Genomic DNA, 26,691 nt, shown 5'->3' with positions numbered 1-26,691 from the left:
GTTTTCCGTTTCGACTGCGCCGGAAGTGGGGCGAATTATAGACTTCCAGAATCTGCCGTCAACCCCTTTTTTCACATTTCTGTCATATCGGTCAAAAAGCCCCCAAAAACGCGAAAGCCGGCCCCAAGGGGCCGGCTTTCTGCTCTCCCTACGTCAAGCTGGGGAAAGCAAACTGCGACGCTTCATGGCTGGCACGCTGCGGCCAGCGCTGGGTAATCGCCTTGCGACGGGTATAGAAACGCACCCCATCCGGCCCATAAGCATGCAAATCGCCAAACAGTGAACGCTTCCAGCCACCAAAGCTGTGATACGCCACCGGCACCGGCAGCGGAACGTTAACCCCCACCATGCCCACTTCGATCTCGTCACAGAACAGACGCGCCGCCTCACCGTCACGGGTAAAGATGCACGTACCGTTGCCATACTCGTGATCATTGATCAGTTGCATCGCTGCTTCCAGGCTATCCACCCGCACCACGCACAGCACCGGCCCGAAGATCTCTTCTTTATAGATGCGCATCTCAGGCGTCACGCGATCAAACAGGCTACCGCCCAGGAAGAAACCCTCCTCATGGCCCGAAACACTCAGCCCGCGACCATCAACCACCAACGTTGCGCCTGAGGAAACACCGTCTTCTATATAGCCACTGACCTTATCGCGCGCCTGACCGGTCACCAACGGCCCCATATCCAGACCGCACGTGGTGCCCGCACCAATCTTCAGCGCCTTGATCTGCGGTACCAACTTGGCAATCAACGCATCCGCCACCTGGTCACCCACGCACACGGCCACCGAAATCGCCATGCAACGCTCACCACAGGAACCGTACGCCGCGCCCATCAAAGCACTGACGGCGTTATCCAGATCCGCGTCCGGCATCAACACCGCATGGTTCTTCGCCCCGCCCAGCGCCTGCACACGTTTGCCGCGCTTGGTCGCTTCGGAATAGATGTACTCGGCAATCGGCGTCGAGCCGACAAAGCTCAAGGCTTTCACCTCTGGCGCTTCGATCAACGCATCCACTGCGCCCTTATCGCCATGCACCACGCTCAGCACGCCTTTAGGCAGACCGGCCTCTTGCAGCAATTGCGCAATCAGCAGCGTCGAGCTCGGATCACGCTCCGATGGTTTCAGAATAAAACAGTTACCGCAGACGATCGCCAGCGGGTACATCCACAAAGGCACCATGGCCGGGAAGTTGAACGGCGTAATACCGGCCACCACACCCAAGGGCTGGAAATCCGACCACGCATCAATGTTCGGCCCGACGTTACGGCTGTACTCGCCCTTGAGAATCTCCGGCGCCGAGCACGCGTATTCGACGTTCTCGATCCCGCGCTTCAACTCACCCGCTGCGTCTTCAAGGGTCTTGCCGTGCTCTTCGCTGATCAACTGCGAGATGCGCGCTTCGTTCTGCTCCAGCAACTGCTTGAAACGATACATCACCTGAGCACGTTTGGCCGGCGGCGTATTACGCCAGGCCGGGAACGCGGCTTTGGCCGAGTCGATCGCCTGTTGAATGGTTTCACGGCTGGCCAATGGCACCTGGTGAATCACCTGGCCGGTGGACGGGTTGTACACGTCGGCGCTACGGCCGCTGTCATTGACCAACTCACCGTTGATCAAATGCTGGATAAGGCTCATGCAGGGCTCCTGAAAAATTGTTCTAATTGTTCTATATAGAAGGAGAAATCAGTCGATCTTGTTCAGCACTTCGCCGACCGCATCGAACAGACGATCCAGGTCCTGCGGCTTGCTGTTGAAGGTTGGCCCGAACTGCAGGGTGTCGCCGCCAAAGCGCACGTAGAACCCGGCTTTCCACAAGGCCATGCCAGCCTCGAATGGACGCACGATGGCATCACCGTCGCGCGGGGCGATCTGGATCGCACCGGCCAGGCCGTAGTTACGGATGTCGATGACGTTCTTGCTGCCCTTCAAGCCGTGCAGCGCATTCTCAAAGTGCGGCGCAACTTCGGCCACGCTCTGCACCAGGTTTTCTTTCTGCAACAGGTCCAGTGCCGCCAAGCCAGCTGCGCAGGCTACGGGGTGCGCCGAGTAGGTGTAGCCGTGTGGGAATTCCACCGCGTACTCAGGCGTCGCCTGGTTCATGAAGGTTTGATAGATCTCGCTGCTGGCAATCACTGCGCCCATTGGGATCGCGCCGTTGGTGACTTGCTTGGCGATGCACATCAGGTCCGGCGTTACGCCGAAGCTGTCAGCGCCGAACATCGAACCGGTACGGCCAAAACCGGTGATCACTTCGTCGAACACCAGAAGGATGTTGTGTTGGTCGCAGATTTCGCGCAGACGTTTCAGGTAACCCTGTGGCGGCACCAGCACGCCGGCGGAACCGGCCATTGGCTCAACAAATACGGCTGCGATGTTTGAGGCGTCGTGCAATTCGATCAGCTTGAGCAATTCATCTGCCAGTGCAATACCACCCAGCTCCGGCATGCCACGGGAGAACGCATTGCTCGCCAGCAAGGTGTGCGGCAGATGGTCGACGTCCATCAAACCTTGGCCAAATAGCTTGCGGTTGCCGTTAACGCCGCCGAGGCTGGTACCGGCAATGTTCACACCGTGATAACCACGGGCACGGCCAATCATCTTGGTCTTGGTCGCCTGGCCTTTTAGGCGCCAGTACGCACGCACCATCTTCACCGCGGTATCGGCGCATTCGGAGCCGGAATCGGTGAAGAACACGTGGTTCAGGTTGCCTGGGGTCAAATCGGTGATCTTTTCCGCCAGCTGAAAGGACAACGGATGACCGTATTGGAAGCCCGGAGAGTAGTCCAGCGTGCCCAATTGCCTGGAGACCGCTTCCTGAATTTCCTTGCGCGTATGCCCGGCGCCGCAGGTCCACAGCCCCGACAGCGAATCGTAGACCTTGCGCCCCTTGTCATCGATCAACCAGCTGCCTTCGGCGGCCACGATCAGGCGCGGGTCACGCTGGAAGTTACGGTTGGCGGTGTAAGGCATCCAGTGGGCGTCCAACTTCAGTTGGCTGGCCAGGGACGATGGGGCGTTTTCGGGCATGTTCATCAGCAAAACCTCGCAAGGCAAAAGGCAGCGTCGGGATTGAAAAGCGTTGTTGCAGCTAAATTGCCACGGCGATAAAGTCGGTGAAATTCAACTCTTCTAACCTTCAGTCAGGCCTTTACTAAACTATGAGCAGCCGCCGACCCGACCCACTTGCCCAAGTCAGCGACTTCGATATCCGCTTGTTGCGCATCTTTCGCAGCGTGGTGGAATGCGGCGGCTTCTCAGCGGCGGAAACCGTCCTGGGCATCGGGCGCTCAGCCATCAGCCAGCAGATGAGCGACCTCGAGCAGCGCCTTGGATTAAGACTCTGCCAACGCGGCCGCGCCGGGTTTTCCCTGACCGAAGAGGGCCGCGAGGTTTACCAGTCCGCGCTGCAACTATTGAGTGCCCTGGAGAGCTTTCGCACCGAGGTCAACGGCCTGCACCAGCATTTGCGTGGCGAACTGATCATCGGCCTGACTGACAACCTCGTCACCCTGCCCCACATGCGCATCACCCATGCATTGGCGCAGTTGAAGGAACGCGGCCCGGACGTGCAGATCCAGATCCGCATGATCGCCCCCAATGAAGTCGAACAAGGCGTACTCGACGGCCGCCTGCATGTCGGCGTGGTGCCACAGGCCAGCGCCTTGTCGGGGTTGGAGTACCAGCCGTTGTACAGCGAACGTTCGCTGCTCTATTGCGCCGTCGGCCACCCATTGTTCTACGCCGACGACAAACAGCTGGGCGACCCGCGCATCGACAGCCAGGACGCCATCGCCCCAACCTTCCGCCTGCCCGCCGACATCCAGGCGCATTACCAGGCCCTCAACTGCACCGCCAGCGCTTCGGACCGCGAAGGCATGGCGTTCCTGATCCTCACCGGCCGCTACATAGGCTACCTGCCCGATCACTACGCCAGCCTGTGGGTGCAACAAGGCCGACTGCGCGCGCTGAAACCGGCTACACGTTTTTACGATTTGAGCCTCGCATCGGTCACGCGCAAGGGCCGTCGCCCTCATTTGGTGCTGGAGAGTTTTCTGGAGAGTCTGGCCGCAACACGCTAGCCCGGGCCTTTCATTAAAACTTGAGCAAGTGGACAGCTTTTTGCAAGGAGACCACTACCTTGAACTGTCCGCCCCGAGTTTGCCCACCATGCCACCAGAATCGTCCAGCCCCAGCGACCTGATCTACGGCCTCAACGACCGTCCGAAACCCGTGCCCGCTACACTCGCCGCCCTGCAACATGTGCTGGCCGCCTTTGTCGGCATCATCACACCACCGCTGATCATCGGCTCCACCCTCGGCCTGACCGCCCACCTGCCGTACCTGATCAGCATGGCATTGATGGTTTCCGGTGTAGGCACCTTCATCCAGGCGCGCAGGCCGTTTGGCATCGGCGCCGGGATGATCTGCCTGCAAGGCACCAGTTTTGCGTTCCTCGGCGCGGTGCTATCGGCAGGCTTTCTAGTGAAACAACGCGGCGGCAGCCCGGAAGACATCATGGCGATGATCTTCGGCGTGTGCTTTTTCGGCGCGGCGGTGCAGATCGTGCTGAGCCGCTTTATCGGGCAACTGCGCCGGGTGATCACCCCGTTGGTCACCGGCATCGTGATTACCCTGATCGGCATCAGCCTAATCAAGGTCGGCATCACAGACCTCGGCGGCGGCTTTAACGCCCCCGACTTCGGCGCACCGATCAACCTGGCATTGGGTGTGTTCGTGGTGCTGACCATCATCCTGCTCAATCGCTCGAACACGCCGTGGGTGCGTCTCTCGGCGATCATTATCGGCCTCGCCGTCGGCAGCCTCGCCGCTTGGTTCAGCGGAAAACTGGTGCCTCAGGCCTTGCCCGACTTGCCGTTGATCAGCATGCCCATCCCGTTTCGCTTCGGTTTCAACTTCGACTGGAGCGCTTTCCTGCCGATCGCGCTGATTTATCTGATCAGCAGTATCGAAACTGTCGGCGACCTTACCGCCAACTGCATGATTGCCCGCCAACCCATCAGTGGCCCTTCTTATATAAGCCGGCTCAAGGGTGGCGTACTCGGCGATGGCGTGAGCTGCATGATTGCCGCCACCTTCAGTGCCTTCCCCAACACCACGTTTGCGCAGAACAATGGCGTGATCCAACTCACCGGCGTGGCCAGCCGTTACGTCGGCTTATATATAGGCGTGCTGCTGTTTTGCCTCGGCTTGTTTCCGCTGATTGGCGCCGTACTGCAGCAAATCCCCAAACCCGTATTGGGCGGCGCCACCCTGGTGATGTTCGGCAGCGTCGCCGCTGCCGGCGTGCGCATCCTCGCCCAGGCGCCGCTCGACCGGCGCAGCATGTTGATCATCGCCACCTCGTTCGGCGTCGGCCTGGGCATCGCCGCCCAGCCCGACTTGCTGCACCTGATGCCGAGCCTGGTACAAAACCTGTTCGACTCCGCCATCACCAGCGGCGGGCTGACCGCTATCGTGCTCTGCCTGCTGTTGCCGGAAGCCAAAACCACCCGCGATGCCGCAAACCACGCGGCGGAAAGCGACACACTGGAACCGCTTTGACGGTTTTATTGCATCAGGACTTGTCTGAGGCTTGAGGGTGGGTTATCTGTGCACACGTCGTCTTTATCGATCAGCACGGAAACCTCCATGAGCCTCGAAGTTCCTGCCCACAGCAACCACGCCGGTAAACCCGCCAGCCGCATTCGACAAAAGAACGAACAAGCGATTCTCCAGGCTGCTGAAGATGAGTTCGCGCGCCATGGCTACAAAGGCACGAGTATGAACACCATTGCCTCAAGTGCCGGGCTGCCCAAGGCCAATCTGCATTACTACTTCACCAACAAGCTGGGCCTGTATATCGCGGTGCTCAGCAATATCCTCGAACTGTGGGACAGCACGTTCAACGCGCTGACCGCCGAGGACGATCCTGCCGTGGCCCTCACCCGCTACATCCGCACCAAGATGGAATTTTCGCGGCGCCACCCGCAAGCCTCACGGATCTTCGCCATGGAGATCATCAGCGGCGGCGAATGCCTGACCGAATATTTCAGCCAGGACTACCGCGCCTGGTTCAGCGGCCGGGCGGCGGTGTTCCAGGCCTGGATCGACGCCGGCAAGATGGACCCGATCGACCCGGTGCACCTGATCTTCCTGCTGTGGGGCAGCACCCAGCACTATGCCGACTTCGCCACCCAGATCTGCCGTGTCACCGGTCGCACCAAGCTGACCAAGCAAGACATGGAAGAGGCCGGCACTAACCTGATCCACATTATTCTCAAGGGCTGTGGCATCCAGCCGGCCCTCTAAACGAAGCGACTTATGCCTTTCACGCTTACCGGCCTTTGCGAATTTCGTGAAGAAATACGCAAAAGCCGCTTCATCACCCTCGCCGCGCCCATTACCAGCGCGCAAGACGCCCAGGCGTTTTTCGAGCAACACAGTGACCTGAACGCCACGCACAACTGCTGGGCCTGGAAGCTGGCGGACCAGTATCGCAGCAATGACGATGGCGAACCCGGCGGCACCGCCGGGCGGCCGATCCTTGCAGCTATTGAAGCGCAGGGGTTTGATCAGGTCGCAGTGCTGGTGATTCGCTGGTACGGCGGCATCCAACTGGGCACTGGCGGCCTCGCCCGGGCCTACGGCGGCGGTGCGAACAAATGCCTGCAAACGGCCGAACGCATCGAGCTGATCAGCCGCGTGCCCTTGAGTTGCGCCTGCGCTTTCGCCGAGCTGAACCTGGTGAAACTGCGCGTTGCCGAACTGGGCGGGCTGGTGGTCGAAGAAGTCTTTACCGCCAACGGCGTCGAGTTGCAGCTTGCCTTGGGCGAGGCGCATATCGACACCCTGCAAATTCAACTCGCCGACCTCAGCCGTGGGCGTATCCTGCTACAACGTTGAACTCCCTGAACCGCGACTCTAAAGGAAGCTATTCATGTCTACGCCAAAAACCGCACTGATCATCGGCGCCTCGCGCGGGCTGGGCCTTGGCCTGGTCAAGCAATTGCTCCAGGACGGCTGGGACGTGACCGCCACCGTGCGCGACCCGAACAACGCCGACGCCCTGAAAGCCGTCGGCCCGGTAAAGATCGAGAAGCTGGACATGGACGATCAGCAAGCCGTGATCGCCCTGAGCCAGCGCCTCAAGGAGCGCACCTTCGACCTGCTGTTCGTCAACGCCGGCGTCAAAGGCCCGGCCAACCAGGAACCAGGCCACGCCACCCTGGCGGAAGTCGGCCAGCTGTTTTTCACCAACGCCGTGGCGCCGATCAACCTGGCCCAGCGTTTTGCCGGGCAAATCCGCAAAGACAGCGGCGTGCTGGCGTTCATGAGTTCGGTGCTGGGCAGCGTCACCATCCCGGACGGCTCGGACCTGGCGCTGTACAAGGCCAGCAAGGCCGCGCTCAACTCCATGACCAACAGTTTCATCACCCAACTCGGCGACCACAAACTGACTGTGCTATCGCTGCACCCGGGCTGGGTGAAAACCGACATGGGCGGTGAAAACGCGCACATCGACGTCGACACCAGCGTGCGCGGCCTGGTCGATCAGGTAAATGCCTACACCGGCAAAGGCGGCCACCACTTCATCGACTACAAGGGCGACACCATCGCCTGGTAAACCCTCGGCCCACTGTGGGAGCGGGCTTGCCCGCGATGATCTCAAGAGCACTCACTCCCACAGCTAGACCCGCACCCGAACTCCACGTAATCTACTCCCCTCGCCCTCACCGGCGACCCTGGATCAGCAGACAGGGCAACACTGAGCTGGCAAACCTGAACCCATCATTCAGAGGAGCCGGCCAATGCCTGCGACCCGTATCTGGTTAAAAAACCCCCTCGCGATTTTCACTGCCAATGGCCTCGACGCCCGTGGCGGCCTAGTGCTGCAAGACGGTGTGATCACCGAAGTGCTGGGCTGGGGACGCGAGCCCAGCGTGCCCTGTGGACAAATATTTGATGCGCGCGAACATGTGGTCCTGCCGGGCCTGATCAACACCCACCACCATTTCTACCAAACCCTGACCCGCGCCTGGGCGCCGGTGGTCAATCAGCCGTTATTTCCGTGGCTGAAAACCCTGTACCCGGTCTGGGCACGGCTGACGCCTGAAAAACTCGCACTCGCCTCCAAAGTCGCCCTGGCCGAACTGCTGCTCTCGGGCTGCACCACGGCAGCGGATCACCACTACCTGTTCCCTGACGGTCTGGAAAACGCCATCGACGTGCAAGTGGAAAGCGTGCGCGAACTGGGCATGCGCGCCATGCTCACCCGCGGTTCCATGAGCCTGGGCGAAGCCGACGGCGGCCTGCCACCGCAGCAAACCGTGCAGCAAGGCCAAGTCATTCTCGAAGACAGTAAACGCCTGATTCGCGAGTACCACGAGCGTGGCGACGGTGCGCAAATCCAGATAGCCCTGGCGCCCTGCTCACCGTTTTCGGTCACCCCGGAAATCATGGAAGCCAGCGCCGAACTGGCCAACAGCCTCGACGTGCGCCTGCACACCCACCTGGCGGAAACCCTCGACGAAGAAGACTTCTGCCTGCAGCGTTTCGGCCTGCGTACCGTGGATTATCTCGACAGCGTCGGCTGGCTCGGCCCGCGCACCTGGCTGGCCCACGGCATTCACTTCAACCCGGATGAAATCGCACGCCTGGGCGCCGCCGGCACGGGCATCTGCCATTGCCCGAGTTCGAATATGCGTTTGGCGTCGGGCATCTGCCCAACCCTGGATTTGCTCGCCGCAGGTGCACCGATTGGATTGGGCGTGGACGGTTCCGCCTCCAATGACGCGTCCAACATGATCCTCGAAGCCCGCCAGGCCTTGTACATTCAGCGCCTGCGTTACGGCGCGGAAAAGATCACCCCCGAAGGCGTGCTGGGCTGGGCGACCAAGGGTTCAGCGCAGTTGTTGGGGCGTACGGATATTGGTGAGCTGGCCGTAGGAAAACAGGCTGACCTGGCGCTGTTCAAGCTCGATGAACTGCGTTTTTCCGGCAGCCATGATCCGATTTCGGCGCTGCTGCTGTGCGGTGCAGATCGTGCGGATCGGGTGATGGTGGGTGGTAAATGGCGGGTGATTGATGGTCAGGTGGAGGGCCTGGACCTCAAAGGCCTGATCGCCGATCACACCCAGGCCGCCCGCCAGCTGATCGCCGGAACCTAAGCCAGACACAGGTCCAAATGTGGGAGGAGACCTCTGTGGGAGCTGGCTTGCCTGCGATAGCATCACCCCGGTGCAACTGAAAAACCGAGGTGCCTGCATCGCAGGCAAGCCAGCTCCCACATAAGGTCCTGCGGTGTTTACAACCCCAACAACGACAACATAATAAAAGTCGCAAACAACACAAAATGCGTCATCCCTTCGATGGCATTGGTTTCGCCATCGTTCAGGTTGATCGCACTCACAATCAGCGTGATAAACACCATCACCGTTTGCACCGGCGTCATCGCCATCTGGAACGGCTGGCCGGTATAGAGCGCCATGGCTTCCATCACCGGCACGGTCAAAATCACCGTCGACAACGACGCGCCCAACGCAATATTCACCACCGACTGCATGCGGTTGGCCAATGCAGCGCGCAAGGCGGTTAGAATCTCCGGCGCCGCCGAAATCGCCGCCACCACAATCGCCGTGATCACCGGCGGCGCGCCCGTGCCTTCCAGGCCAAGGTCCAGGGTTTTCGACATCACCTCAGCCAGCGCACCAATCACGATGACCCCAAACACCAGCGTGCCAATGGAGAACGCCAGGTTGATCGGCGGCGCTTCCTCTTCTTCCGGCTGCTTCTTGCGGCGTTTTTCCGGGTAGCTGTAGCTGAAGAAGTAACTGTGTGGCCCCACCTGCATGCGCAGAAACAGGGTGTAGAGCAACACCATCGCGCCAATGGTGAAGGCCGAGTAAATTTTCCAGTCGGCCTCGGGGATAAATTCCGGCACCACCATGGACACGCCCATGGCGGTAAGAATCATCACGCTGTAGCTGCGCGCGGAGTCATCGTTGTAGGACTGTTCACCATGCTTGATGCCACCCATCAGCGCGGCGAGGCCGAGGATGCCGTTGATGTCGAGCATCACCGCCGAATAAATCGTGTCGCGCACCAGGGTCGGTGAGGGCTCGTTACTCATCATGATCGCCAGGATCACCACTTCCACCAGCACCGCGGCGAGGGTCAGGATCATGGTGCCGTAGGGGTCGCCGACCTTTTCCGCAAGCTGTTCGGCATGGTGCGCCACGCGCATCGACGCCACCACGATAAAGCCGATCAGCACCACGCCACCGAGCAGCGCGACCATCTGCCCGCTGTTGAGCATCCAGTGCTCCAGCGGGTAAGCGGCGATGGCGGCAATCAGCGCCAGCAGCATGAATTTTTCTTGCTTGAGGGATGTGAGCATTCCGGGCCTTTTGGTGCAGCAAATCAGTCATTGATGGGGTACAGACTGCACCACGTCGCTAACGTTTCGTTACACCTTAGTTCACGCCGCCCTTGCGTGAATAAAACCAATACTCTCCTGCTGGTCAGGTTTTGCCGATTATTTCAGCCATGGCCTGTAGAATGCCGCCATTGCACCTGATGAGAATTTAGAAAATGTACGATTGGCTCAACGCCCTGCCCAAGGCTGAATTGCACCTGCACCTGGAAGGCTCGCTGGAGCCTGAGCTGCTGTTCGCCCTGGCCGAACGCAACAAGATTGCGCTGCCGTGGAACGACGTCGAAACCCTGCGCAAGGCCTACGCCTTCAACAACCTGCAAGAGTTTCTCGACCTGTATTACAAGGGCGCCGACGTGTTGCGCACCTCCCAGGATTTTTACGACCTGACCTGGGCCTACCTGCTGCGCTGCAAAGCACAGAACGTAATCCACACCGAACCCTTCTTCGACCCGCAAACCCACACCGACCGTGGCATTCCGTTCGAAGTGGTGCTCAACGGCATCGCCGCCGCGCTCAAAGATGGCGAACAGCAACTGGGCATCACCAGCGGTTTGATCCTGAGTTTCCTGCGCCACTTGAGCGAAGCCGAAGCCGAGAAAACCCTCGACCAGGCCCTGCCATTCCGTGATGCGTTTGTGGCCGTGGGCCTGGACAGTTCGGAAATGGGCCACCCGCCGAGCAAGTTCCAGCGCGTGTTCGACCGTGCCCGTCACGAAGGCTTCCTCACCGTGGCCCACGCCGGCGAAGAAGGCCCGCCCGAGTACATTTGGGAAGCCCTCGACCTGCTGAAAATCCAGCGCATCGACCATGGCGTACGCGCCATTGAAGACGAGCGTTTGATGCAACGCATCATCGACGAGCAGATCCCGCTGACCGTGTGCCCGCTGTCCAACACCAAGCTGTGTGTGTTCGATGACATGGCCCAGCACAACATTCTCGACATGCTTGAGCGTGGCGTGAAGGTGACCGTGAACTCGGATGACCCGGCGTATTTCGGTGGTTATGTGACCGAGAATTTCCACGCGCTGTACACCAGCCTGGGGATGACCCAGGACCAGGCCAAACGCCTGGCGCAGAACAGCCTGGATGCGCGCTTGGTCAAGCCATAACTGGCTGAATGAATACGGTCTGAATGTGGGAGCTGGCTTGCCTGCGATAGCATCACCTCGGTGCAACTGAAAAACCGAGGTGCCTGCATCGCAGCGGTGCGACGATTCGACAAGCCAGCTCCCACACTGGTTTTATATTGGCCGTTAAATTTCGGTGAGTTCTTCCAGCGTCTTGCCCTTCGTCTCCATCCCGAACACCCACACCACCACCGCCGCCACGGCAAAACACAGTGCGCCCAAGGCAAACACCCCGCCCTGCCCGGTCACCGGAAACACCAACCCGGTCACCAACGGCCCCAGCAACGAACCGACGCGGCCAATTGCCGACGCAAACCCGGAACCGGTCGCCCGCGCCGACGTGGGATACAGCTCCGGCGTGTAGGTGTACAACACCGCCCACATACCAAACAGAAAGAACTGCATCAGCAACCCCGAGGTAATCAATAGCCCCACGTTGCCGCCGAACACCGCGCTTTGCCCATACAAAAACGCCATTACCCCGCCGCCGAGCAGTGTCACGACACACACCGGCTTACGCCCCCAGCGCTCCACCAGCCACGCCGCCATCAGGAACCCGGGGATCCCGCCCAGTGAAATGATCACCGTGTAATACACCGACTGGGTCACGGCAAAACCCGACTGCTGCAACAACGCGCTGAGCCACGAGGTCAGCCCGTAAAAGCCGAGCAACGCAAAGAACCACACACTCCAGATCATCATCGTGCGTTGGCGGTACTGCGCCGACCACAATTGATGAAACGCCGAGAAAAAATTCCCCGGCGTACTCTCCACCCGTGGCAGACGAATCGGCTCCGGCAAGTCGGCGCGCCCCAGTGAGTCGCGCACTTTCTGCTCAATGCCCAGCAACACTTTGTCTGCCGCAGCGTGTCGCCCGGCCTGCTCCAGCCAGCGCGGTGACTCCGGGATAAAAAAGCGGATCGCCAGCACGAACACCGCCGGCACCGCCAATACCAGGAAGATGTCACGCCAGCCGATCACCGGCAGCAGAAAATACGACAGCACGCCTGCCGCGACAAAACCCAACGGCCAGAAGCCGTCCATCAAGGCGATATAACGCCCACGCCCCTTGGCCGGGATCAGCTCCGAGAGCATCGACTGCGCAATCGGAAACTCCATGCCCATGCCAATGCCGAGCAGAATGCGAAACAGCGTCAGCGTCTCCACCGTCTGCGCCGTGGAGCACAGGTAGCTGGCGATGCCCCATAACACGATGCTCCACTGAAACACCGGTTTGCGGCCGAAACGGTCTGCGAGCATCCCCGACAAAGACGCGCCCACCACCATGCCGAAAAAACTTGAACTGGCCAGCAACCCGGCCTGGGCCGTGCTCAGGCCGAACTCGGTTTTGATCGAGCCCAGCAGGAACGTCATCATCGCCAGGTCCATGGAGTCAAAGAAAAACGCCAGGGCGATGATGATGAAAATGATTCGGTGGTAGCCACTGATGGGCAACCGTTCCAGCCGTTCCGCTGCGCTATAGCCTGTCATACCCATGCCGCACCCCCTGTGTGAATAGTCCCCTCGGCGAGTGTGCGGCATCGTTTTGCCGGATTATTGCTGAATGCGACCTGACTGAAACTGTGAACGACGCAACACGGGCTAAGACTGCGACGGCGCCGCCAGCCGGTTGATTTCCGACAGCCCGAGATCAGTCACCCGCAAGGCCCTGGACTCACTGATAACGCAGATCCAGCCGGACTGTAAAAACAGTTGCAACAACCCCGCCCCCAACGCACCGCCCAAGTGCGGTTGCTGCTAGCTCCAGTCAAAACAGTCGCACACCAGCGGTGACGCCAGCGCCTGGGTGAAAATGCCCAGGTTCGCAAACTGCCGCGCGCCTCTGAGCGTGACATCTGTGCGCTGCTCACCGCACTCCAGCCACCCCGCGCCCACCATGCGTTGATACAACGCAGCCGCCAGCTTGCCACCCAGGTGACCCTGGCATAACCGGGCATGGCGCAAGGGCAGCGGCGCCACCAAAGCGGGCGGTGAAGTGTGGGAAGCACAGCGCATGGCACTGGCCACGGTGGTAATGGCCAACGCATCGATCGCGGCGCTGACGTCATTGGCCGCCACACGGAACAAGCGCTTGCCGCGTCGCGCCTCGGTGCGCAGCAAACCGCCGCCGATCAACCGCGCCAAATGCGCGTTGGCCGACGCCGAGGACAGCCCGGCGACCGTCGCCAACTCCTCAGAGGATTTTGCCGAGCCGTCCATCAACGCCCAAAGCATGGCGGTGCGCTTGGGCTCGGCGAGCAAGCTGGCGATCTGGCTGATGCAAGGTGCTTCTTCCATGTATTCACTCCCTGTTGATCATTTGTCTGCTGCGGTTTGCGCCAAAGTATAGGGGTGTAAACCGCCAGTTCCGCGCCGTCTTACAGCGTGGATAGGGACAGGTTCTGAGGGAAATTTCCGGCTTTGGTGGAGGCTATTGCGGTGTGTTCAATCGCTCCGGCCAGAGCGCGGTCAAGGTCGCACAGCGAGACACGAGCATTTCCCGCAGCAAGTTGATCGGTTTGCTCAATTGCGCACGGTGCGCGCACAGCAGATTGAGTGGCGTACGCTCGCCGCGCAGCTCTGGCAGGATGACGCGCAAGCGCCCCGCCAGCACGTCGGAACTCACATCCAGCCACGACTTGTAGGCAATGCCCACCCCCGCCACCGCCCAGCGCCGCACCACGTCGGCGTCATCACTGAAACGGTCGCCGGTCACCGTCAGGCTGACGTCGCGCTTGCCGTCGTGAAACCCCCAGTGGTCATGCACGCGGCTGCCGAGCATATACAGCAAGCAGTTATGCTGGGCCAGTTGCTCCAGGTGCCGGGGTTCGCCATGCCGAGCGAGGTAGCTGGGGGCGGCGCACAGCACGCGACTATTCTCCGGGGCGATGGGCAGCGCGATCAGGCTGGAGTCTTCGGGTTCGCCATAACGCAGGGCAATGTCGACCGGCTGGCGGAACAGGTCGGCAATCCGGTCGCCGAGGAGCAGGCGCACGCTCAGTTGCGGGTGTTCACGCTGGAACTCATCCAGCCACGGCAACAGCTGGTTACGACCGAAGTCCGAAGGGGCCGACAGTTGCAGCACGCCGCTGACATGGTCCTGGCCACTGGCCAATAAGCGCCGCCCTTCGTCGAGTGAGCTCAGTGCAGCACGGGCGTATTCCAGAAAGCCCTCGCCTTCAGCGGTTAAACGCAGGCTGCGAGTAGAACGCGCCAGTAAACGCGCGCCCAATTGCTCTTCGATACGCTTGAGCGCCGCGCTGGCCACAGCGGGCGACAGGTCCATCACCCGAGCGGCAGCCGACAAGCTGCCCAAATCCGCCGCGCGTACAAACAGCTGTAAATCGTCAAAACGCAGCACTTTAAACACCGATTATCAAAATTTCATTGAAACAGACCTCTGTTTTAGCCGCTTTTATCTTCGCGGGAAATAGCCAATCATCTGCCCATCCCGTTCATCACGTGTCAGGAGTTGAATATGTCCACTGCCTTTAACGTCATCGCCACGCTGATCGCCAAACCCGGCCAGCAAGCCACTCTGGAAACCCTGCTGCGCGGCCTGCTGGAACCTACCCGCCTCGAAGCCGGCTGCGAGCAATACGACCTGCACCAGGACCTGCAACATCCCGAGACTTTCTACATGCTCGAACGCTGGAGCGACGACGCAGCCCTGGCCGACCACGATGCCAGCGCGCATATCCAGAGTTTCCGCGCCAAAGCCGCCGATGTGCTTGAACACTTCGAACTCAAGCGCCTGAAGTTTCTTGCCTGATCACCGCCCTTTTTCCGGAGCCCACATGAAAGCCATTGCCTACTACGCAGCACTGCCGATCAACGATCCAAAATCCCTGCAAGACATCGAGCTGCCAGCCCCGGTCGCCGGCCCGCGCGACCTGCTGGTGGAAGTCAAAGCCATCTCGGTCAACCCGGTGGACACCAAGGTGCGCCAGAACGTCGCCCCAGAAAACGGCGCCGCCAAAGTGCTGGGCTGGGACGTGGCCGGTGTGGTCAAGGCGGTCGGCAGCGACGTGACGCTGTTCAAGGCCGGTGACAAGGTGTTCTACGCCGGCTCCCTGACTCGCCCGGGCGGCAACAGCGAGTTACACACTGTGGACGAGCGCATCGTCGGCCATATGCCGAAAAGCCTGGGTTTTGCTGAAGCCGCCGCGCTGCCGCTGACCGCAATCACCGCCTGGGAGCTGCTGTTCGAGCGTCTGCAAGTGTGCGAGGGCAAGGAAGATCAAGGCCAGAGCCTGCTGATCGTCGGCGCCGCCGGTGGGGTGGGTTCGATCCTGACCCAACTGGCCAGCCAGCTCACCGCACTGAAAGTCATCGGCACCGCCTCACGCCCGGAAACCCAGGAGTGGGCCAAGGCGCTGGGCGCCGATCTGGTAATCGACCACAGCCAACCGCTCAGCGAAGCGCTGAAAGCCGCCGGCCATGCACACGTGACCCACGTCGCCAGCCTGACCCAGACCGACACTCACCTGGACCAACTGGTCGAAGCCCTGCAACCCCAAGGCAAACTGGCGCTGATCGACGACCCCAAGGCGCTGGACGTCAGCAAGCTCAAGCGCAAGAGCCTGTCGCTGCACTGGGAGTTCATGTACACCCGCTCGATGTTCGAGACGCCGGACATGATCGAGCAGCACAACCTGCTCAACCGCGTGGCCGAACTGATCGACGCCGGCACCCTGAAAACCACCGTGGGTGAGCACTTCGGTGTGATCAACGCCGAAAACCTGCGCCGCGCCCACACTCTGCTGGAAAGTGGCAAGGCCAAGGGCAAGATTGTGCTGGAAGGATTCTAAAAAACCCGGAACCGCCGATTTACCTGTGGCGAGCGGGCTTGTTGTGGCGAGCGGGCTTGCCCCGCGTTGGGCTGCGCAGCAGCCCTAAAACCAAACACCGCGGTCTGCCTGGCAGAACGCGGTGTTTTTTATTGGGGCCGCTTCGCAGCCCAACGCGGGGCAAGCCCGCTCGCCACAACAAGCCGGTCGCCACAACAGCCCCGCTCGCCACAGATACTACTTTTCTGACTGCCGAGTGCCATTAGTCCGACAGTTGATCTTTGTCATATTTGTGAGCGTATTCGGGTTTATATTGGCCGCCTTTGCCACGATTCTTTTACGTGAGGAAGTCAGCAATGAAGATCCTGATAAAAGCGTTAGCAAAATCCCCAGGCCACAAATGGCAGGTCAGCCTCGACGGCGACGCCTTCACCTTTCGCAGTGAAGCCGAGGCCCGCGCCTTTGCCGACACGTTGCAAACCCGCATCCAGGCGCCCCACCGCTTTCCCCTCAGCCAGCAACGTTCCGCCGCTGGCTGACCCGCGTTTCAGACCTGCGCCTGCAGGGCCCTCGCCCGTTGCAGGCGCTGGGTCGACACTGCCACCGTCACCGCCAATACGCCGCACAAGCTGATGACCATCGCCATCGGCATCGCCGTGCCGTCGTGTAACACGCCGACCAACGACGCCGCCCCCGCCGCCACACCAAACTGAATGCAACCGAGCAACGCCGACGCACTGCCGGCCCGGGCGCCCTGTCCGGCCATGGCACAGGCCGAAGTATTGGGCAAAATGCAGCCCAGGCTGGCGATGCAGATAAACAGCGGCACCAGCAACGGCCACAAGGCCTCGGTGCGCAAGGCGGTAATGCCCAGCAGCGTCAACGCCGCCGCCACGTAGACCCACACCGTGCGCGACAGCAAAAACGCCGGGCCGCGTTTGGCCAGCAATCGTGCATTGAGCTGCGCCACCAGAATAAAGCCGGCAGCGTTGGAGCCGAATACCCAGCCGTAATGCTCGGCGGGCACGCCATAGAGTTTGATGAAGACGAAAGGAGAACCTGCGATATAGGCAAACATCCCGGCAATCGAGATACCGCCGGTCAAGGCGTAACCGAGGTAGACGCGGTCCGACAATAAGCTGGCGTACCGGCGCAGCGAGCCTGATAACGGCTGGCGCGGCTTGTCGACCGGGAAGGTTTCCGGCAACCACAATGCCACGGCGATGGCGGCCATCACGCTGAATATCGACAGCGCCAGGAAAATCGACTGCCAGCCCCACACCCCGACCATCACTCCGCCTGCCAGCGGCGCAAGGATCGGCGCCAGGCCAGTCACCAGCATCAGTTGCGAATACACCTTGGCCGAGCCCACGGCATCACATTTGTCGCTGACCACCGCGCGGGAAATCACCATGCCCGCGCATCCGCCAAGGGCCTGCACGAAGCGCGCGCCGATCAGCCATTCCAGGGATGGCGCGTAAGCGCAGGCGAAGGACGCCAGGGTAAACAGGGTCACGCCACTGAGCAGCGGGCCACGCCGACCAAAACGATCGGCGAGCGGGCCGTAGATCAATTGGCCGATGGCCAGGCCGCCGAAGTAGACCGCAAGGGTCAGCTGGATGTGTTTTTCGTCGGTGGCAAACGCCGTGGCCATCGCCGGAAAGCCCGGCAGGTAAAAATCGATCGCCAACGGCGCGAAGGCGCTCAAGGCGCCCAGAATCAGGATTATGCGGAGGTTCATCAGACACCCAAGTGAGTCGGCAGCCCGATAGTCTAGCCGTGCTTGGGTGCCATGAACATTACGATAGCTCGCTAACTATCGGAAATTTCACGCAAGCCGGGCGCTGTAGCCTTCTTCAGTGATCAGGCTGATGACCTGATCGGCAGACAGGCGGCTTTCCACGCCCACTTCTTTTGCCGCCAGGTCGACCTTCACGCTGGCCGCCGGGTCCTGGCTCTGCACCGCCTGGGTCACCGCGCGGACGCAATGGCCGCAGGTCATTCCTTCAACGCTGAATACTTGCATGGCATGACTCCTTCAATAAAAGTTGTGTAGTGAGCGGGCTTGCCCCGCGTTGGGGGCGAAGCCGCCCTAAACCCAGGCACCTCGGATTATCTGGAACACCGCGGCGGACTTATTGGGGCGGCTTCGCCCCCCAGCGCGGGGCAAGCCCGCTCACTACAGGTCCGATAGTGGGTCAAGGCGAGTGTCGACCTTGCCATCGTGGCAAGGTCAAGTTCTGAAAACATCAGCCGGGCTGGTATTCGGCGGCCACCTCGGCCAAGCTTCATTCCTCTTGTATTTGAACCACGGAGCATTCTCCATGCGCTGGTCGTTTTTTGGCCTTGTCGGCCTGATGAGCTTGTCTGCCGTTGCGCCCCTGGCCAACGCCGCTGAAGACTATGCGGTGCTGATCATCTCCCGTGAGCGCCTGGAAGTGCCAACCAACTGCGAGATTGGCGTGTACCTGAATGACCAGTTGGCAGACCGGGTTTTCCAGGAGCAGTCCGTCTCTTTCAACCTGCCACCGGGTAAGGTGTCGGTGCGCCTCAAGCTTCTGCCGGGGCAATCCCCTGGTTGCCAGCCGGGAATGCTCGCGCCGCCGGCCCAGGACATCAAGTTGAGGGCAAGCAGTGTGAACAAATTTCGAATCGCCCTCGGGCAGGACGGTATCTACCTGAAGCCGGCCGCATTGGGGTACCCATAAAGCGCTTGACCTTCCCCACAGGTCAAGGTTGATGCTGGGGGCAACTTCTCCTGGAGGACTGCCCCATGAACGGATCCACCACCTTTGACCTGCCCATCAGCGGCATGACCTGCGCCAGCTGTGCCGGCCGCGTCGAGCGCGCGCTGGGCAAGGTGCCGGGGGTGCAAAGCGTCAGCGTCAACCTGGCAAATGAGCGCGCCCATGTCGAAGTGCTGGGCCAGATGGACCCTGGCGTGCTGATCGCCGCCGTCGATAAGGCCGGCTACAGCGCGAGCCTGCCGCAAAGCGAAACCACCACCGAGGCCAATCAAGCGCAGCGCCTGCACCGCGAGCGCTGGTCGTTGCTGCTGGCGATTGCTCTGGCGTTGCCGCTGGTGCTGCCGATGCTGGTGGAGCCCTTTGGCCTGCACTGGATGCTCCCCGCCTGGGTGCAGTTCGCCCTGGCCACGCCGGTGCAGTTCATCTTCGGTGCGCGCTTTTATATAGCCGCGTGGAAAGCCGTACGTGCCGGCGCGGGCAATATGGATTTGCTGGTGGCGATCGGCACCAGTGCCGGTTACGGCTTGAGCATTTATGAATGGCTGACCGCACCAGCGGGCACCCTGCCCCATTTGTACTTTGAAGCGTCGGCGGTGGTGATCGCGCTGGTGTTGCTGGGCAAATACCTGGAAAGCCGCGCCAAACGCCAGACCGCCAGCGCCATTCGCGCCCTTGAAGCGCTGCGCCCAGAGCGCGCGATTCGGGTGATTGACGGTCGCGAAGAAGAGGTCGCCATCAACGCCTTGAAGCTCGGTGACTTGGTGCTGGTCAAGCCTGGCGAGCGTTTCCCGGTGGACGGCGAAGTGGTGGACGGCCAGAGCCACGCGGACGAAGCCTTGATCAGCGGTGAAAGCCTGCCGGTGCCGAAACAGCCCGGCGACAGCGTGACCGGTGGTGCCATCAATGGTGAAGGCCGTTTGCTGGTGAGCACCCGGGCCCTTGGCGCCGAAAGCGTATTGGCACGCATCATCCGCCTGGTGGAAGACGCCCAGGCCGCCAAGGCGCCCATTCAGAAACTGGTGGATAAAGTCAGCCAGGTGTTCGTCCCGGCTGTACTGGTTGTGGCGTTGATCACGCTGGTGGGCTGGTGGTTATACGGCGCACCGCTGGAGACTGCGATTATCAACGCCGTCGCCGTTTTGGTGATCGCCTGCCCCTGCGCCCTGGGCCTGGCAACGCCGACCGCGATCATGGCCGGCACTGGCGTCGCTGCGCGCTACGGCATTTTGATCAAAGACGCCGAAGCCCTGGAGCGCGCCCATGAAGTGAGTGCCGTGGTCTTCGACAAAACCGGCACCCTCACCTCCGGCGCGCCAAAAATTGCGCACTTGGCGGCAGTGGACGGCAATGAAGCTCTACTCCTGCAACAGGCTGGCGCACTGCAACGCGGCAGCGAACATCCGCTGGCAAAGGCCGTGCTGGATGCGTGCAGCGACCGGGGTTTGACCGTGGCCGACGTGAGCGCCAGCCAATCCCTGACCGGGCGTGGCATTGCGGGCACACTCGACGGCCGGCAACTGGCCCTGGGCAACCGGCGCATGCTGGAAGAAAACGGCTTGAACGCAGGCGCCCTGACAGACTCCGCCAAAACGTGGGAGGCCGAAGGCCGCACGCTATCGTGGCTGATCGAAACAGGCGCGCAACCGCGCGTGCTGGGGTTGTTCGCCTTTGGCGACACCCTCAAGCCCGGCGCATTACACGCGGTGGAACAACTCAAGGCGCAGCACATCAGCAGCCACTTGCTGACCGGCGACAATCGCGGCAGCGCCCGTGTGGTCGCCGAAGCGCTGGGCATCGAGGACGTGCACGCAGAAGTGCTGCCCGCCGACAAAGCCGCCACCGTCGCCGAGCTTAAAAAAACCGGCGTGGTGGCCATGGTCGGCGACGGCATCAACGACGCCCCGGCCCTGGCCGCAGCCGATATCGGCATCGCCATGGGCGGTGGCACTGACGTGGCGATGCACGCGGCCGGTATCACTTTGATGCGCGGCGATCCGCGTCTGGTGCCGGCGGCGCTGGAGATCAGCCGCAAGACTTACGCAAAAATCCGCCAGAACCTGTTTTGGGCCTTTGTGTATAACCTGATCGGCATTCCCCTGGCCGCCTTTGGCCTGCTCAACCCGGTGCTGGCCGGCGCGGCGATGGCGCTGTCGAGCGTCAGTGTGGTGAGCAATGCGTTACTGTTGAAAACCTGGAAACCCGAGAACCTGGAGGATCAACGCCCATGAACATCGGCCAAGCGGCTCGCGAAAGCGGGCTGAGCGCAAAGATGATTCGCTATTACGAATCCATCGGCCTGCTGAAAGCCGCGCACCGTACCGACAGTGGTTACCGCGTGTACGGCCCGGACGATTTGCACACGCTGGCGTTTATCAAGCGCTCGCGGGATTTGGGGTTTTCATTGGAGGAAGTCGGCAAGTTGCTGACGTTGTGGCAAGACCGGCAACGGGCCAGTGCCGACGTGAAGGCCTTGGCGCGCCAGCACATCGAGGAGCTGAACCAGAAAATTCGTGAGCTGGGGCAACTGCGCGATACGTTGCAGGACCTGGTGGAACACTGCCAGGGCGATCATCGGCCGGATTGCCCGATTCTCAAGGAGTTGGCATCAGGCAGTTGCTGCGCCTGATTGTGGGAGCTGGCTTGCCTGCGATGCAGACACCTCGGTAAATCAGTTACACCGAGGTGATGCTATCGCAGGCAAGCCAGCTCCCACACAAGCCAGTTCCCACAGGGTTACTGCATCCAGGGCGGCGGTGGTTCTTCCGCCGTCTTGGTCGGTGGCGCATCATCCGCCGCACGAATCGCCTGCTTGCGCTCTTCATCCAGCCGCGCCGCTTCGATTTCGCGGATCACACCGCCCACGTCGGCCAGCTCTTCCGGCTCATCAAACTCGCCGGTCAATACGCTGGCCGGGTGCAAGGTGCCCGCTTCGTACAGCGCCCACATTTCCTTGGCGTACTTGGTCTTCTTCAATTCCGGGGCAAAGCGCCCGAAGTAGGAAGCCATGTTACCCACATCCCGCTCCAGCATGCTGAACGCGTGGTTGTTGCCCGCGGCATCCACTGCTTGAGGCAGGTCGATGATCACTGGGCCAGTCGGGGTCAACAGCACGTTGAACTCAGACAAGTCACCGTGCACCAGGCCGGTACACAGCATCAGCACGATCTGGGAAATCAGGAAGGCGTGGTATTCGCGCGCCTGGTCCGGCTCCAGCGTCACGTCGTTCAGACGCGGCGCCGCATCACCATATTCGTCGGCTACCAGTTCCATCAACAGCACGCCTTCAAGGAAGTCGAACGGCTGCGGCACACGAACGCCGGCACCGGCCAGGCGGAACAACGCCGCCACTTCAGCGTTCTGCCAGGCGTCTTCGGTTTCTTTCTTGCCGAACTTGGAGCCCTTGGCCATGGCCCGGGCCTGGCGGCTGTTACGAACCTTACGGCCTTCCTGGTATTCGGACGCCTGACGAAAACTTCGTTTATTTGCCTCCTTGTAAACCTTGGCGCAACGCAATTCATTGCCGCAGCGCACCACATAAACAGCTGCTTCTTTACCACTCATGAGTGGGCGCAGCACTTCGTCGACCAGACCGTCTTCGATCAGGGGTTCAATGCGTTTAGGAGTCTTCATCAGCTTTTATTGTGGGTCCTGTATTACCAAACACGCGTGTGGCACTCGTTATACGGCAATCGGCTCGCCGGTGGGAGAGGCTACCGACCTCTGACCACTGAAGAATGCATCAGATATGCCAATTTGATGCCTGATCAGCGCTCGATGATCGCGGTTACGCCCTGCCCGCCCGCCGCACAGATCGAAATCAGCCCTCGGCCCTTGCCCGCCGCATCCAGCAATTTTGCAAGGTTGGCGACGATACGCCCGCCGGTCGCCGCAAACGGGTGCCCGGCCGCCAGCGAGCTGCCTTTGACGTTGAGCCGGCTGCGGTCAATCGAGCCCAGTGGCGCGTCAAGTCCCAGGCGGGTCTTGCAGTAGTCGGCGTCTTCCCAGGCCTTGAGCGTGCACAACACCTGAGCAGCGAAGGCTTCGTGAATCTCGTAGTAATCAAAATCCTGCAGCGTCAGGCCATTCCTGGCCAGCAAACGCGGCACGGCATACACCGGCGCCATTAACAGGCCTTCGGCACCGTTGACGAAATCTACAGCCGCCGCCTCGCCGTCGCGCAAATACGCAAGGATCGGCAGGCCGCGTTCTTTCGCCCATGCTTCACTGCCCAACAGCACCAACGATGCACCGTCGGTGAGCGGCGTAGAGTTGCCGGCGGTCAGCGTGCCCTTTTCGCTGCGTTCGAACGCTGGCTTGAGGCTGGCGAGTTTCTCCAGGGTCAAGTCGGGGCGCAGGTTGTTGTCGCGGGTCAGCCCCAAAAACGGCGTGAGCAAATCGTTGTGCCAGCCTTCGGCGTAGGATGCGGCCATTTTCTGATGGCTTTCCAGGGCGAGTTGATCTTGTTCGGCACGAGGAATCTGCCAGGTTTGCGCCATCAACTCGCAGTGCTGCCCCATCGACAAACCGGTGCGCGGTTCGCCGTTGCGTGGCAGCTGCGGCTTGAGGTGATGGGGGCGAAGTTGTAACAGGAGTTTTAATTTATCCGCCATGGATTTGCTGCGGTTGGCTTGCAGCAGGATCTTGCGCAGCCCCTCATTCACACCGATGGGCGCGTCGGAGGTGGTGTCGACCCCACCGGCGATGCCGCATTCGATCTGGCCCAGGGCGATCTTGTTGGCCACCAGCAACGCCGCCTCAAGCCCGGTGCCGCAAGCCTGCTGGATGTCGTAGGCCGGGGTTTGCGGCGACAGGCGCGAGCCCAGCACGCATTCGCGGGTGAGGTTGAAGTCGCGGGAATGCTTGAGCACCGCGCCGGCGGCCACTTCACCCAGGCGCAGGCCGTGCAGGTTGTAGCGTTCGATCAAGCCCTCCAGGGCAGCGGTCAGCATGTCCTGGTTGCTCGCCGTGGCGTACGGGCCATTGGAACGGGCGAAAGGAATGCGGTTACCGCCAATGATCGCTACACGGCGCAATTGAGTCATGGAAAGCTCCCTGTCGGTTGTGGGGTGAGTCTCTCAGACTAGCCTAGGCTGATCGAACGACTACCGCCCCGGGGTGGTCAACCCTTTGAACCCCAGCCTTCGGAGAGCGTTCCATGTCTGACCGTTATATCGACTTCGCCAACTCAAGCCTCGGCCATCGCCTGGTCGCCGCCATTGGCCTGCCGTCACCGGTACGCCTGGAACGCTGGCAAGCCGGGCGTCTGCGCCCGGTCGAGGGTGCATTGCTGCTGGGTGGCGGTGCGCTGGCCGCCAAGGTGCAGGCGTTTGCGCCCAAACTGACCGATGCGATTTATACCTACGGCAGTGAATCGTCGACATGGATTCCTGGTCACGGCCCCAAGCTCAAGGCGGTGGTGTTCGATGCCAGTGACTTGCAGCACACTGACCAGCTCAAGCAACTGCGCGAGTTCTTTCAGCCGTTGCTGAAAAATCTGGATAACAGCGCGCACCTGGTCATCCTCGGCCGCGCGCCGGAAACCCTCAGCGATCCGTTTGCCGCCAGCGCCCAGCGGGCATTGGAAGGTTTCAGCCGCTCGCTGGCCAAAGAACTGCGCAATGGCGGCGTGTTGCAGTTGCTCTACGTCGGCGACGGCGCCGAGGACCAACTGGAAGGCGCGCTGCGGTTTTTCCTGTCGCCCAAAAGCGCCTATATCTCAGGCCAGGTCATTCGCCTTGCAGCCTGCGACACGCCGGTCGAGGATTGGACTCGCCCGCTGGCCGGGCGCAAGGCGCTGGTCACCGGCGCCGCCCGTGGCATCGGTGCGTCCATCGCCGAAACCCTCGCCCGCGACGGCGCCGAAGTGATCCTGCTCGACGTGCCGCAAGCCAAGGCCGACCTTGAAGCCCTTGCCGCGCGCCTCGGTGCGCGCACCGTGGTGCTGGATATCTGCGCCGAAGACGCCGCCACGCAGTTGGTCGAACAGCTGCCGGATGGCCTCGACATTCTGGTGCACAACGCCGGCATCACCCGCGACAAAACCCTGGCCAACATGACCCCGGAATACTGGGACGCGGTGCTGGCGGTCAACCTCAATGCACCGCAGGTGTTGACCAAAGCGCTGCTCGACAGCGGCACCCTGCACGACAACGCCCGCGTGGTGTTGTTGGCCTCCATCAGCGGCATCGCCGGCAACCGTGGGCAAACCAACTATGCCGCGAGCAAAGCCGGTTTGATCGGGCTCGCGCAGGCATGGGCGCCGCTGTTGAAGGCGCGTGGCATCAGCATCAATGCGGTGGCACCGGGTTTTATCGAAACCCAGATGACTGCGCATATCCCCTTTGCCTTGCGTGAAGCCGGGCGGCGCATGAGCTCATTGGGCCAGGGCGGTTTGCCGCAAGACGTCGCCGAAGCGGTGGCGTGGCTCGGGCAACCCGGTAGCGGGGCGGTCAGCGGCCAGGCGTTGCGGGTGTGTGGGCAAAGTCTATTGGGAGCGTAAGCATGGATTGGCAAACGTTGGGAGGTACTCCGTTCCTGCCGCCGCTGTACTGGCGTGCGGCGCTCAAGCGCAAGATTACCGGCAAGACCTTGCCCGAACAGGGCTTGCGCTGCCGGGTGAGCGTGAACCCCAAAGAGGTTGCGGCGTATCGCAAGGTCTGCGGGTTTGCCGACAGCCCCATTCTGCCGGCGACGTATCCGCACATCCTGGCGTTCGGCCTGCAGATGCAGCTGCTGACGGCGAAAAACTTCCCCTTCCCGCTGCTGGGTTTGATTCACCTGAGTAACCAGATCCGCATTCACCGGCCCATGGGCGCCGTCAGTGACGTGACCCTGGCGGTGCACGCGCGAAACCTCAAGCCTCACGCCAAGGGCGCAACGTTTGAGGTGGTCACCACCGTCGAGGATTCCCTCGGTCTGCTGTGGGAAGCCGAGAGCCAAATGCTCTGCCGGGGCGTGAAGCTCGAAGGCGAGTCCACCGAGGAGGCACTGCCCACTCCCACTCAGGTCAATGAGCTCACGCGCTGGAAAGCCCCGGCTGATATCGGCCGCCGTTATGCCCGGGTGTCAGGGGATTACAACCCGATCCACTTGAGCGCACTCACCGCCAAGTTATTCGGCTTTCCACAGGCCATCGCCCACGGGTTGTGGAACAAAGCGCATACCCTTGCGGCGCTCGGCGAGCATTTGCCTGCCGCGAACATTGAGATTGTCGTTGAGTTCAAAAAGCCGGTCCGCCTGCCCAGTGAAGTTACGTTAATGACCAGCGCGCCCGGCTCCAGCGGCGAGTTGTTGTTAATGGGCTCGGGAAACATTGAACACATGGTAGGCAAGTGGCAGCCGATCGCCTGAAAAACACTGATTAATTGTATATATACACCCTAAGTTATAGCGGGCTTTAGTTAGCCCGCTATCTTGTTCAACCAATTGATTTTATTCGAATACATCTCTTGATACATCCTCCCTCCCGTGCGTTGGTATTAGTCCCTAAGTGCTAACGGCCCGCCTGTATATAAATCGTTAATACAAAGTTGAGCATTGTGAGAACGCGAACCCGGGTCTGTTATGGACATACGGACAAACG

At 61.1% G+C, this 26,691-nt stretch carries 24 protein-coding genes and 1 pseudogene; 15 read left to right on the top strand and 10 right to left on the bottom strand.

Annotated elements, in window-relative coordinates:
- Positions 1-148: 148 nt before the first annotated feature.
- Both BFW87_RS14935 and BFW87_RS14930 read right to left on the bottom strand, forming a co-directional pair.
- Positions 149-1,645, bottom strand: coding sequence for a CoA-acylating methylmalonate-semialdehyde dehydrogenase (locus BFW87_RS14935; protein ID WP_078740542.1), 1,497 nt, complete (start codon positions 1,643-1,645; stop codon positions 149-151).
- 48 nt (positions 1,646-1,693) lie between these two features.
- Positions 1,694-3,043 carry an aspartate aminotransferase family protein gene (locus tag BFW87_RS14930; RefSeq protein ID WP_078740541.1) on the bottom strand — a complete coding sequence of 450 codons (1,350 nt, stop codon included), beginning with the start codon at positions 3,041-3,043 and terminating at the stop codon, positions 1,694-1,696.
- Positions 3,044-3,168: 125 nt separating this feature from the next.
- On the opposite strand from BFW87_RS14930, the gene BFW87_RS14925 reads away from it, so the two are divergent.
- The 6 genes from BFW87_RS14925 (at position 3,169) to BFW87_RS14900 (ending at position 9,177) form a co-directional block, all read left to right on the top strand.
- Positions 3,169-4,089 carry a LysR family transcriptional regulator gene (locus BFW87_RS14925; protein ID WP_078740540.1) on the top strand — a complete coding sequence of 307 codons (921 nt, stop codon included), beginning with the start codon at positions 3,169-3,171 and terminating at the stop codon, positions 4,087-4,089.
- 88 nt (positions 4,090-4,177) lie between these two features.
- On the top strand, positions 4,178-5,572 hold the full coding sequence (locus BFW87_RS14920; RefSeq protein ID WP_078740558.1) for a uracil-xanthine permease family protein: 1,395 nt from the start codon (positions 4,178-4,180) through the stop codon (positions 5,570-5,572).
- An 87-nt stretch (positions 5,573-5,659) separates the two neighbouring features.
- Positions 5,660-6,319 (top strand): TetR/AcrR family transcriptional regulator, encoded by a 660-nt coding sequence (locus BFW87_RS14915; protein WP_078740539.1) that lies wholly within the window; start codon positions 5,660-5,662, stop codon positions 6,317-6,319.
- A 12-nt stretch (positions 6,320-6,331) separates the two neighbouring features.
- The gene (locus BFW87_RS14910; RefSeq protein WP_078740538.1) at positions 6,332-6,913 is read left to right on the top strand and encodes an IMPACT family protein; all 582 of its coding nucleotides are present in this window, start codon (positions 6,332-6,334) and stop codon (positions 6,911-6,913) included.
- A gap of 34 nt (positions 6,914-6,947) precedes the next feature.
- Complete coding sequence (locus tag BFW87_RS14905; RefSeq protein WP_078740537.1) at positions 6,948-7,634, top strand: SDR family oxidoreductase; 687 nt, start codon at positions 6,948-6,950, stop codon at positions 7,632-7,634.
- A gap of 184 nt (positions 7,635-7,818) precedes the next feature.
- A complete protein-coding gene (locus BFW87_RS14900; protein ID WP_078740536.1) occupies positions 7,819-9,177 on the top strand; it encodes an 8-oxoguanine deaminase in 1,359 nt (452 codons plus the stop codon).
- 137 nt (positions 9,178-9,314) lie between these two features.
- On the opposite strand, the gene BFW87_RS14890 is transcribed toward BFW87_RS14900, so the two are convergent.
- Positions 9,315-10,406: a calcium:proton antiporter gene (locus BFW87_RS14890; protein WP_078740534.1), complete on the bottom strand. Its 1,092-nt coding sequence runs from the start codon at positions 10,404-10,406 to the stop codon at positions 9,315-9,317.
- A 194-nt stretch (positions 10,407-10,600) separates the two neighbouring features.
- On the opposite strand from BFW87_RS14890, the gene BFW87_RS14885 reads away from it, so the two are divergent.
- Positions 10,601-11,554 (top strand): adenosine deaminase, encoded by a 954-nt coding sequence (locus BFW87_RS14885; RefSeq protein WP_078740533.1) that lies wholly within the window; start codon positions 10,601-10,603, stop codon positions 11,552-11,554.
- A 144-nt stretch (positions 11,555-11,698) separates the two neighbouring features.
- On the opposite strand, the gene BFW87_RS14880 is transcribed toward BFW87_RS14885, so the two are convergent.
- The 3 genes and pseudogenes from BFW87_RS14880 to BFW87_RS14870 form a co-directional block, all read right to left on the bottom strand.
- Entirely contained in the window at positions 11,699-13,069 is a 1,371-nt protein-coding gene (locus tag BFW87_RS14880; RefSeq protein WP_078740532.1) for an MFS transporter, read from the bottom strand.
- A gap of 105 nt (positions 13,070-13,174) precedes the next feature.
- Positions 13,175-13,870 (bottom strand): annotated as a pseudogene (locus BFW87_RS14875) (ArsR/SmtB family transcription factor).
- Positions 13,871-14,003: 133 nt separating this feature from the next.
- Entirely contained in the window at positions 14,004-14,933 is a 930-nt protein-coding gene (locus BFW87_RS14870) for a LysR family transcriptional regulator (protein ID WP_078740557.1), read from the bottom strand.
- Positions 14,934-15,050: 117 nt separating this feature from the next.
- Here BFW87_RS14870 and BFW87_RS14865 point away from each other — a divergent pair, with 117 nt between their 5' ends.
- The 3 genes from BFW87_RS14865 to BFW87_RS14855 all read left to right on the top strand — a co-directional run bounded on the left by BFW87_RS14865 (position 15,051) and on the right by BFW87_RS14855 (position 16,901).
- Positions 15,051-15,344 carry a putative quinol monooxygenase gene (locus BFW87_RS14865; protein WP_017255525.1) on the top strand — a complete coding sequence of 98 codons (294 nt, stop codon included), beginning with the start codon at positions 15,051-15,053 and terminating at the stop codon, positions 15,342-15,344.
- A 25-nt stretch (positions 15,345-15,369) separates the two neighbouring features.
- A complete protein-coding gene (locus BFW87_RS14860; protein WP_078740531.1) occupies positions 15,370-16,383 on the top strand; it encodes a zinc-binding alcohol dehydrogenase family protein in 1,014 nt (337 codons plus the stop codon).
- Positions 16,384-16,718: 335 nt separating this feature from the next.
- Positions 16,719-16,901, top strand: a complete 183-nt coding sequence (locus BFW87_RS14855; RefSeq protein WP_078740530.1) for a hypothetical protein — start codon at positions 16,719-16,721, stop codon at positions 16,899-16,901.
- Positions 16,902-16,909: 8 nt separating this feature from the next.
- Here BFW87_RS14855 and BFW87_RS14850 read toward each other — a convergent pair whose 3' ends face one another.
- Positions 16,910-18,103 carry a multidrug effflux MFS transporter gene (locus tag BFW87_RS14850; protein ID WP_078740529.1) on the bottom strand — a complete coding sequence of 398 codons (1,194 nt, stop codon included), beginning with the start codon at positions 18,101-18,103 and terminating at the stop codon, positions 16,910-16,912.
- An 87-nt stretch (positions 18,104-18,190) separates the two neighbouring features.
- On the bottom strand, positions 18,191-18,388 hold the full coding sequence (locus BFW87_RS14845) for a heavy-metal-associated domain-containing protein (protein ID WP_078740528.1): 198 nt from the start codon (positions 18,386-18,388) through the stop codon (positions 18,191-18,193).
- Positions 18,389-18,686: 298 nt separating this feature from the next.
- Here BFW87_RS14845 and BFW87_RS14840 point away from each other — a divergent pair, with 298 nt between their 5' ends.
- From BFW87_RS14840 to cueR, 3 genes are all read left to right on the top strand, one after another.
- Positions 18,687-19,070: a hypothetical protein gene (locus tag BFW87_RS14840; RefSeq protein ID WP_078740527.1), complete on the top strand. Its 384-nt coding sequence runs from the start codon at positions 18,687-18,689 to the stop codon at positions 19,068-19,070.
- A gap of 65 nt (positions 19,071-19,135) precedes the next feature.
- On the top strand, positions 19,136-21,337 hold the full coding sequence (locus BFW87_RS14835; RefSeq protein ID WP_078740526.1) for a heavy metal translocating P-type ATPase: 2,202 nt from the start codon (positions 19,136-19,138) through the stop codon (positions 21,335-21,337).
- Positions 21,334-21,735, top strand: a complete 402-nt coding sequence (cueR, locus tag BFW87_RS14830) for a Cu(I)-responsive transcriptional regulator (RefSeq protein WP_078740525.1) — start codon at positions 21,334-21,336, stop codon at positions 21,733-21,735. The genes BFW87_RS14835 and cueR overlap by 4 nt, the downstream gene beginning before the upstream one ends.
- A 107-nt stretch (positions 21,736-21,842) precedes the next feature.
- Here cueR and BFW87_RS14825 read toward each other — a convergent pair whose 3' ends face one another.
- Positions 21,843-22,739 (bottom strand): PA4780 family RIO1-like protein kinase, encoded by an 897-nt coding sequence (locus tag BFW87_RS14825; protein WP_078740524.1) that lies wholly within the window; start codon positions 22,737-22,739, stop codon positions 21,843-21,845.
- Positions 22,740-22,873: 134 nt separating this feature from the next.
- The gene (locus BFW87_RS14820) at positions 22,874-24,151 is read right to left on the bottom strand and encodes an acetyl-CoA C-acetyltransferase (RefSeq protein ID WP_078740523.1); all 1,278 of its coding nucleotides are present in this window, start codon (positions 24,149-24,151) and stop codon (positions 22,874-22,876) included.
- 113 nt (positions 24,152-24,264) lie between these two features.
- Between BFW87_RS14820 and BFW87_RS14815 the strand changes: the two genes are divergently transcribed.
- Positions 24,265-25,608: a 3-oxoacyl-ACP reductase gene (locus BFW87_RS14815; RefSeq protein ID WP_078740522.1), complete on the top strand. Its 1,344-nt coding sequence runs from the start codon at positions 24,265-24,267 to the stop codon at positions 25,606-25,608.
- A gap of 2 nt (positions 25,609-25,610) precedes the next feature.
- Positions 25,611-26,459, top strand: a complete 849-nt coding sequence (locus BFW87_RS14810; protein ID WP_078740521.1) for a MaoC family dehydratase — start codon at positions 25,611-25,613, stop codon at positions 26,457-26,459.
- Positions 26,460-26,691 lie beyond the last annotated feature (232 nt).

This window comes from Pseudomonas fluorescens, from assembly GCF_002022275.1.
GTDB lineage: Bacteria > Pseudomonadota > Gammaproteobacteria > Pseudomonadales > Pseudomonadaceae > Aquipseudomonas > Aquipseudomonas fluorescens_AJ.
This window is presented reverse-complemented; position numbering and strand designations above follow the sequence as displayed.

What these genes read in the sequence shown, in the direction of transcription:
- BFW87_RS14935 (WP_078740542.1), bottom strand. Translation starts at nt 1,645, where the DNA reads ATGAGCCTTATCCAGCATTTGATCAACGGTGAGTTGGTCAATGACAGC.
- BFW87_RS14930 (WP_078740541.1), bottom strand. Translation starts at nt 3,043, where the DNA reads ATGAACATGCCCGAAAACGCCCCATCGTCCCTGGCCAGCCAACTGAAG.
- BFW87_RS14925 (WP_078740540.1), top strand. Translation starts at nt 3,169, where the DNA reads ATGAGCAGCCGCCGACCCGACCCACTTGCCCAAGTCAGCGACTTCGAT.
- BFW87_RS14920 (WP_078740558.1), top strand. Translation starts at nt 4,178, where the DNA reads ATGCCACCAGAATCGTCCAGCCCCAGCGACCTGATCTACGGCCTCAAC.
- BFW87_RS14915 (WP_078740539.1), top strand. Translation starts at nt 5,660, where the DNA reads ATGAGCCTCGAAGTTCCTGCCCACAGCAACCACGCCGGTAAACCCGCC.
- BFW87_RS14910 (WP_078740538.1), top strand. Translation starts at nt 6,332, where the DNA reads ATGCCTTTCACGCTTACCGGCCTTTGCGAATTTCGTGAAGAAATACGC.
- BFW87_RS14905 (WP_078740537.1), top strand. Translation starts at nt 6,948, where the DNA reads ATGTCTACGCCAAAAACCGCACTGATCATCGGCGCCTCGCGCGGGCTG.
- BFW87_RS14900 (WP_078740536.1), top strand. Translation starts at nt 7,819, where the DNA reads ATGCCTGCGACCCGTATCTGGTTAAAAAACCCCCTCGCGATTTTCACT.
- BFW87_RS14890 (WP_078740534.1), bottom strand. Translation starts at nt 10,406, where the DNA reads ATGCTCACATCCCTCAAGCAAGAAAAATTCATGCTGCTGGCGCTGATT.
- BFW87_RS14885 (WP_078740533.1), top strand. Translation starts at nt 10,601, where the DNA reads ATGTACGATTGGCTCAACGCCCTGCCCAAGGCTGAATTGCACCTGCAC.
- BFW87_RS14880 (WP_078740532.1), bottom strand. Translation starts at nt 13,069, where the DNA reads ATGGGTATGACAGGCTATAGCGCAGCGGAACGGCTGGAACGGTTGCCC.
- BFW87_RS14865 (WP_017255525.1), top strand. Translation starts at nt 15,051, where the DNA reads ATGTCCACTGCCTTTAACGTCATCGCCACGCTGATCGCCAAACCCGGC.
- BFW87_RS14860 (WP_078740531.1), top strand. Translation starts at nt 15,370, where the DNA reads ATGAAAGCCATTGCCTACTACGCAGCACTGCCGATCAACGATCCAAAA.
- BFW87_RS14855 (WP_078740530.1), top strand. Translation starts at nt 16,719, where the DNA reads ATGAAGATCCTGATAAAAGCGTTAGCAAAATCCCCAGGCCACAAATGG.
- BFW87_RS14850 (WP_078740529.1), bottom strand. Translation starts at nt 18,103, where the DNA reads ATGAACCTCCGCATAATCCTGATTCTGGGCGCCTTGAGCGCCTTCGCG.
- BFW87_RS14845 (WP_078740528.1), bottom strand. Translation starts at nt 18,388, where the DNA reads ATGCAAGTATTCAGCGTTGAAGGAATGACCTGCGGCCATTGCGTCCGC.
- BFW87_RS14840 (WP_078740527.1), top strand. Translation starts at nt 18,687, where the DNA reads ATGCGCTGGTCGTTTTTTGGCCTTGTCGGCCTGATGAGCTTGTCTGCC.
- BFW87_RS14835 (WP_078740526.1), top strand. Translation starts at nt 19,136, where the DNA reads ATGAACGGATCCACCACCTTTGACCTGCCCATCAGCGGCATGACCTGC.
- cueR (WP_078740525.1), top strand. Translation starts at nt 21,334, where the DNA reads ATGAACATCGGCCAAGCGGCTCGCGAAAGCGGGCTGAGCGCAAAGATG.
- BFW87_RS14825 (WP_078740524.1), bottom strand. Translation starts at nt 22,739, where the DNA reads ATGAAGACTCCTAAACGCATTGAACCCCTGATCGAAGACGGTCTGGTC.
- BFW87_RS14820 (WP_078740523.1), bottom strand. Translation starts at nt 24,151, where the DNA reads ATGACTCAATTGCGCCGTGTAGCGATCATTGGCGGTAACCGCATTCCT.
- BFW87_RS14815 (WP_078740522.1), top strand. Translation starts at nt 24,265, where the DNA reads ATGTCTGACCGTTATATCGACTTCGCCAACTCAAGCCTCGGCCATCGC.
- BFW87_RS14810 (WP_078740521.1), top strand. Translation starts at nt 25,611, where the DNA reads ATGGATTGGCAAACGTTGGGAGGTACTCCGTTCCTGCCGCCGCTGTAC.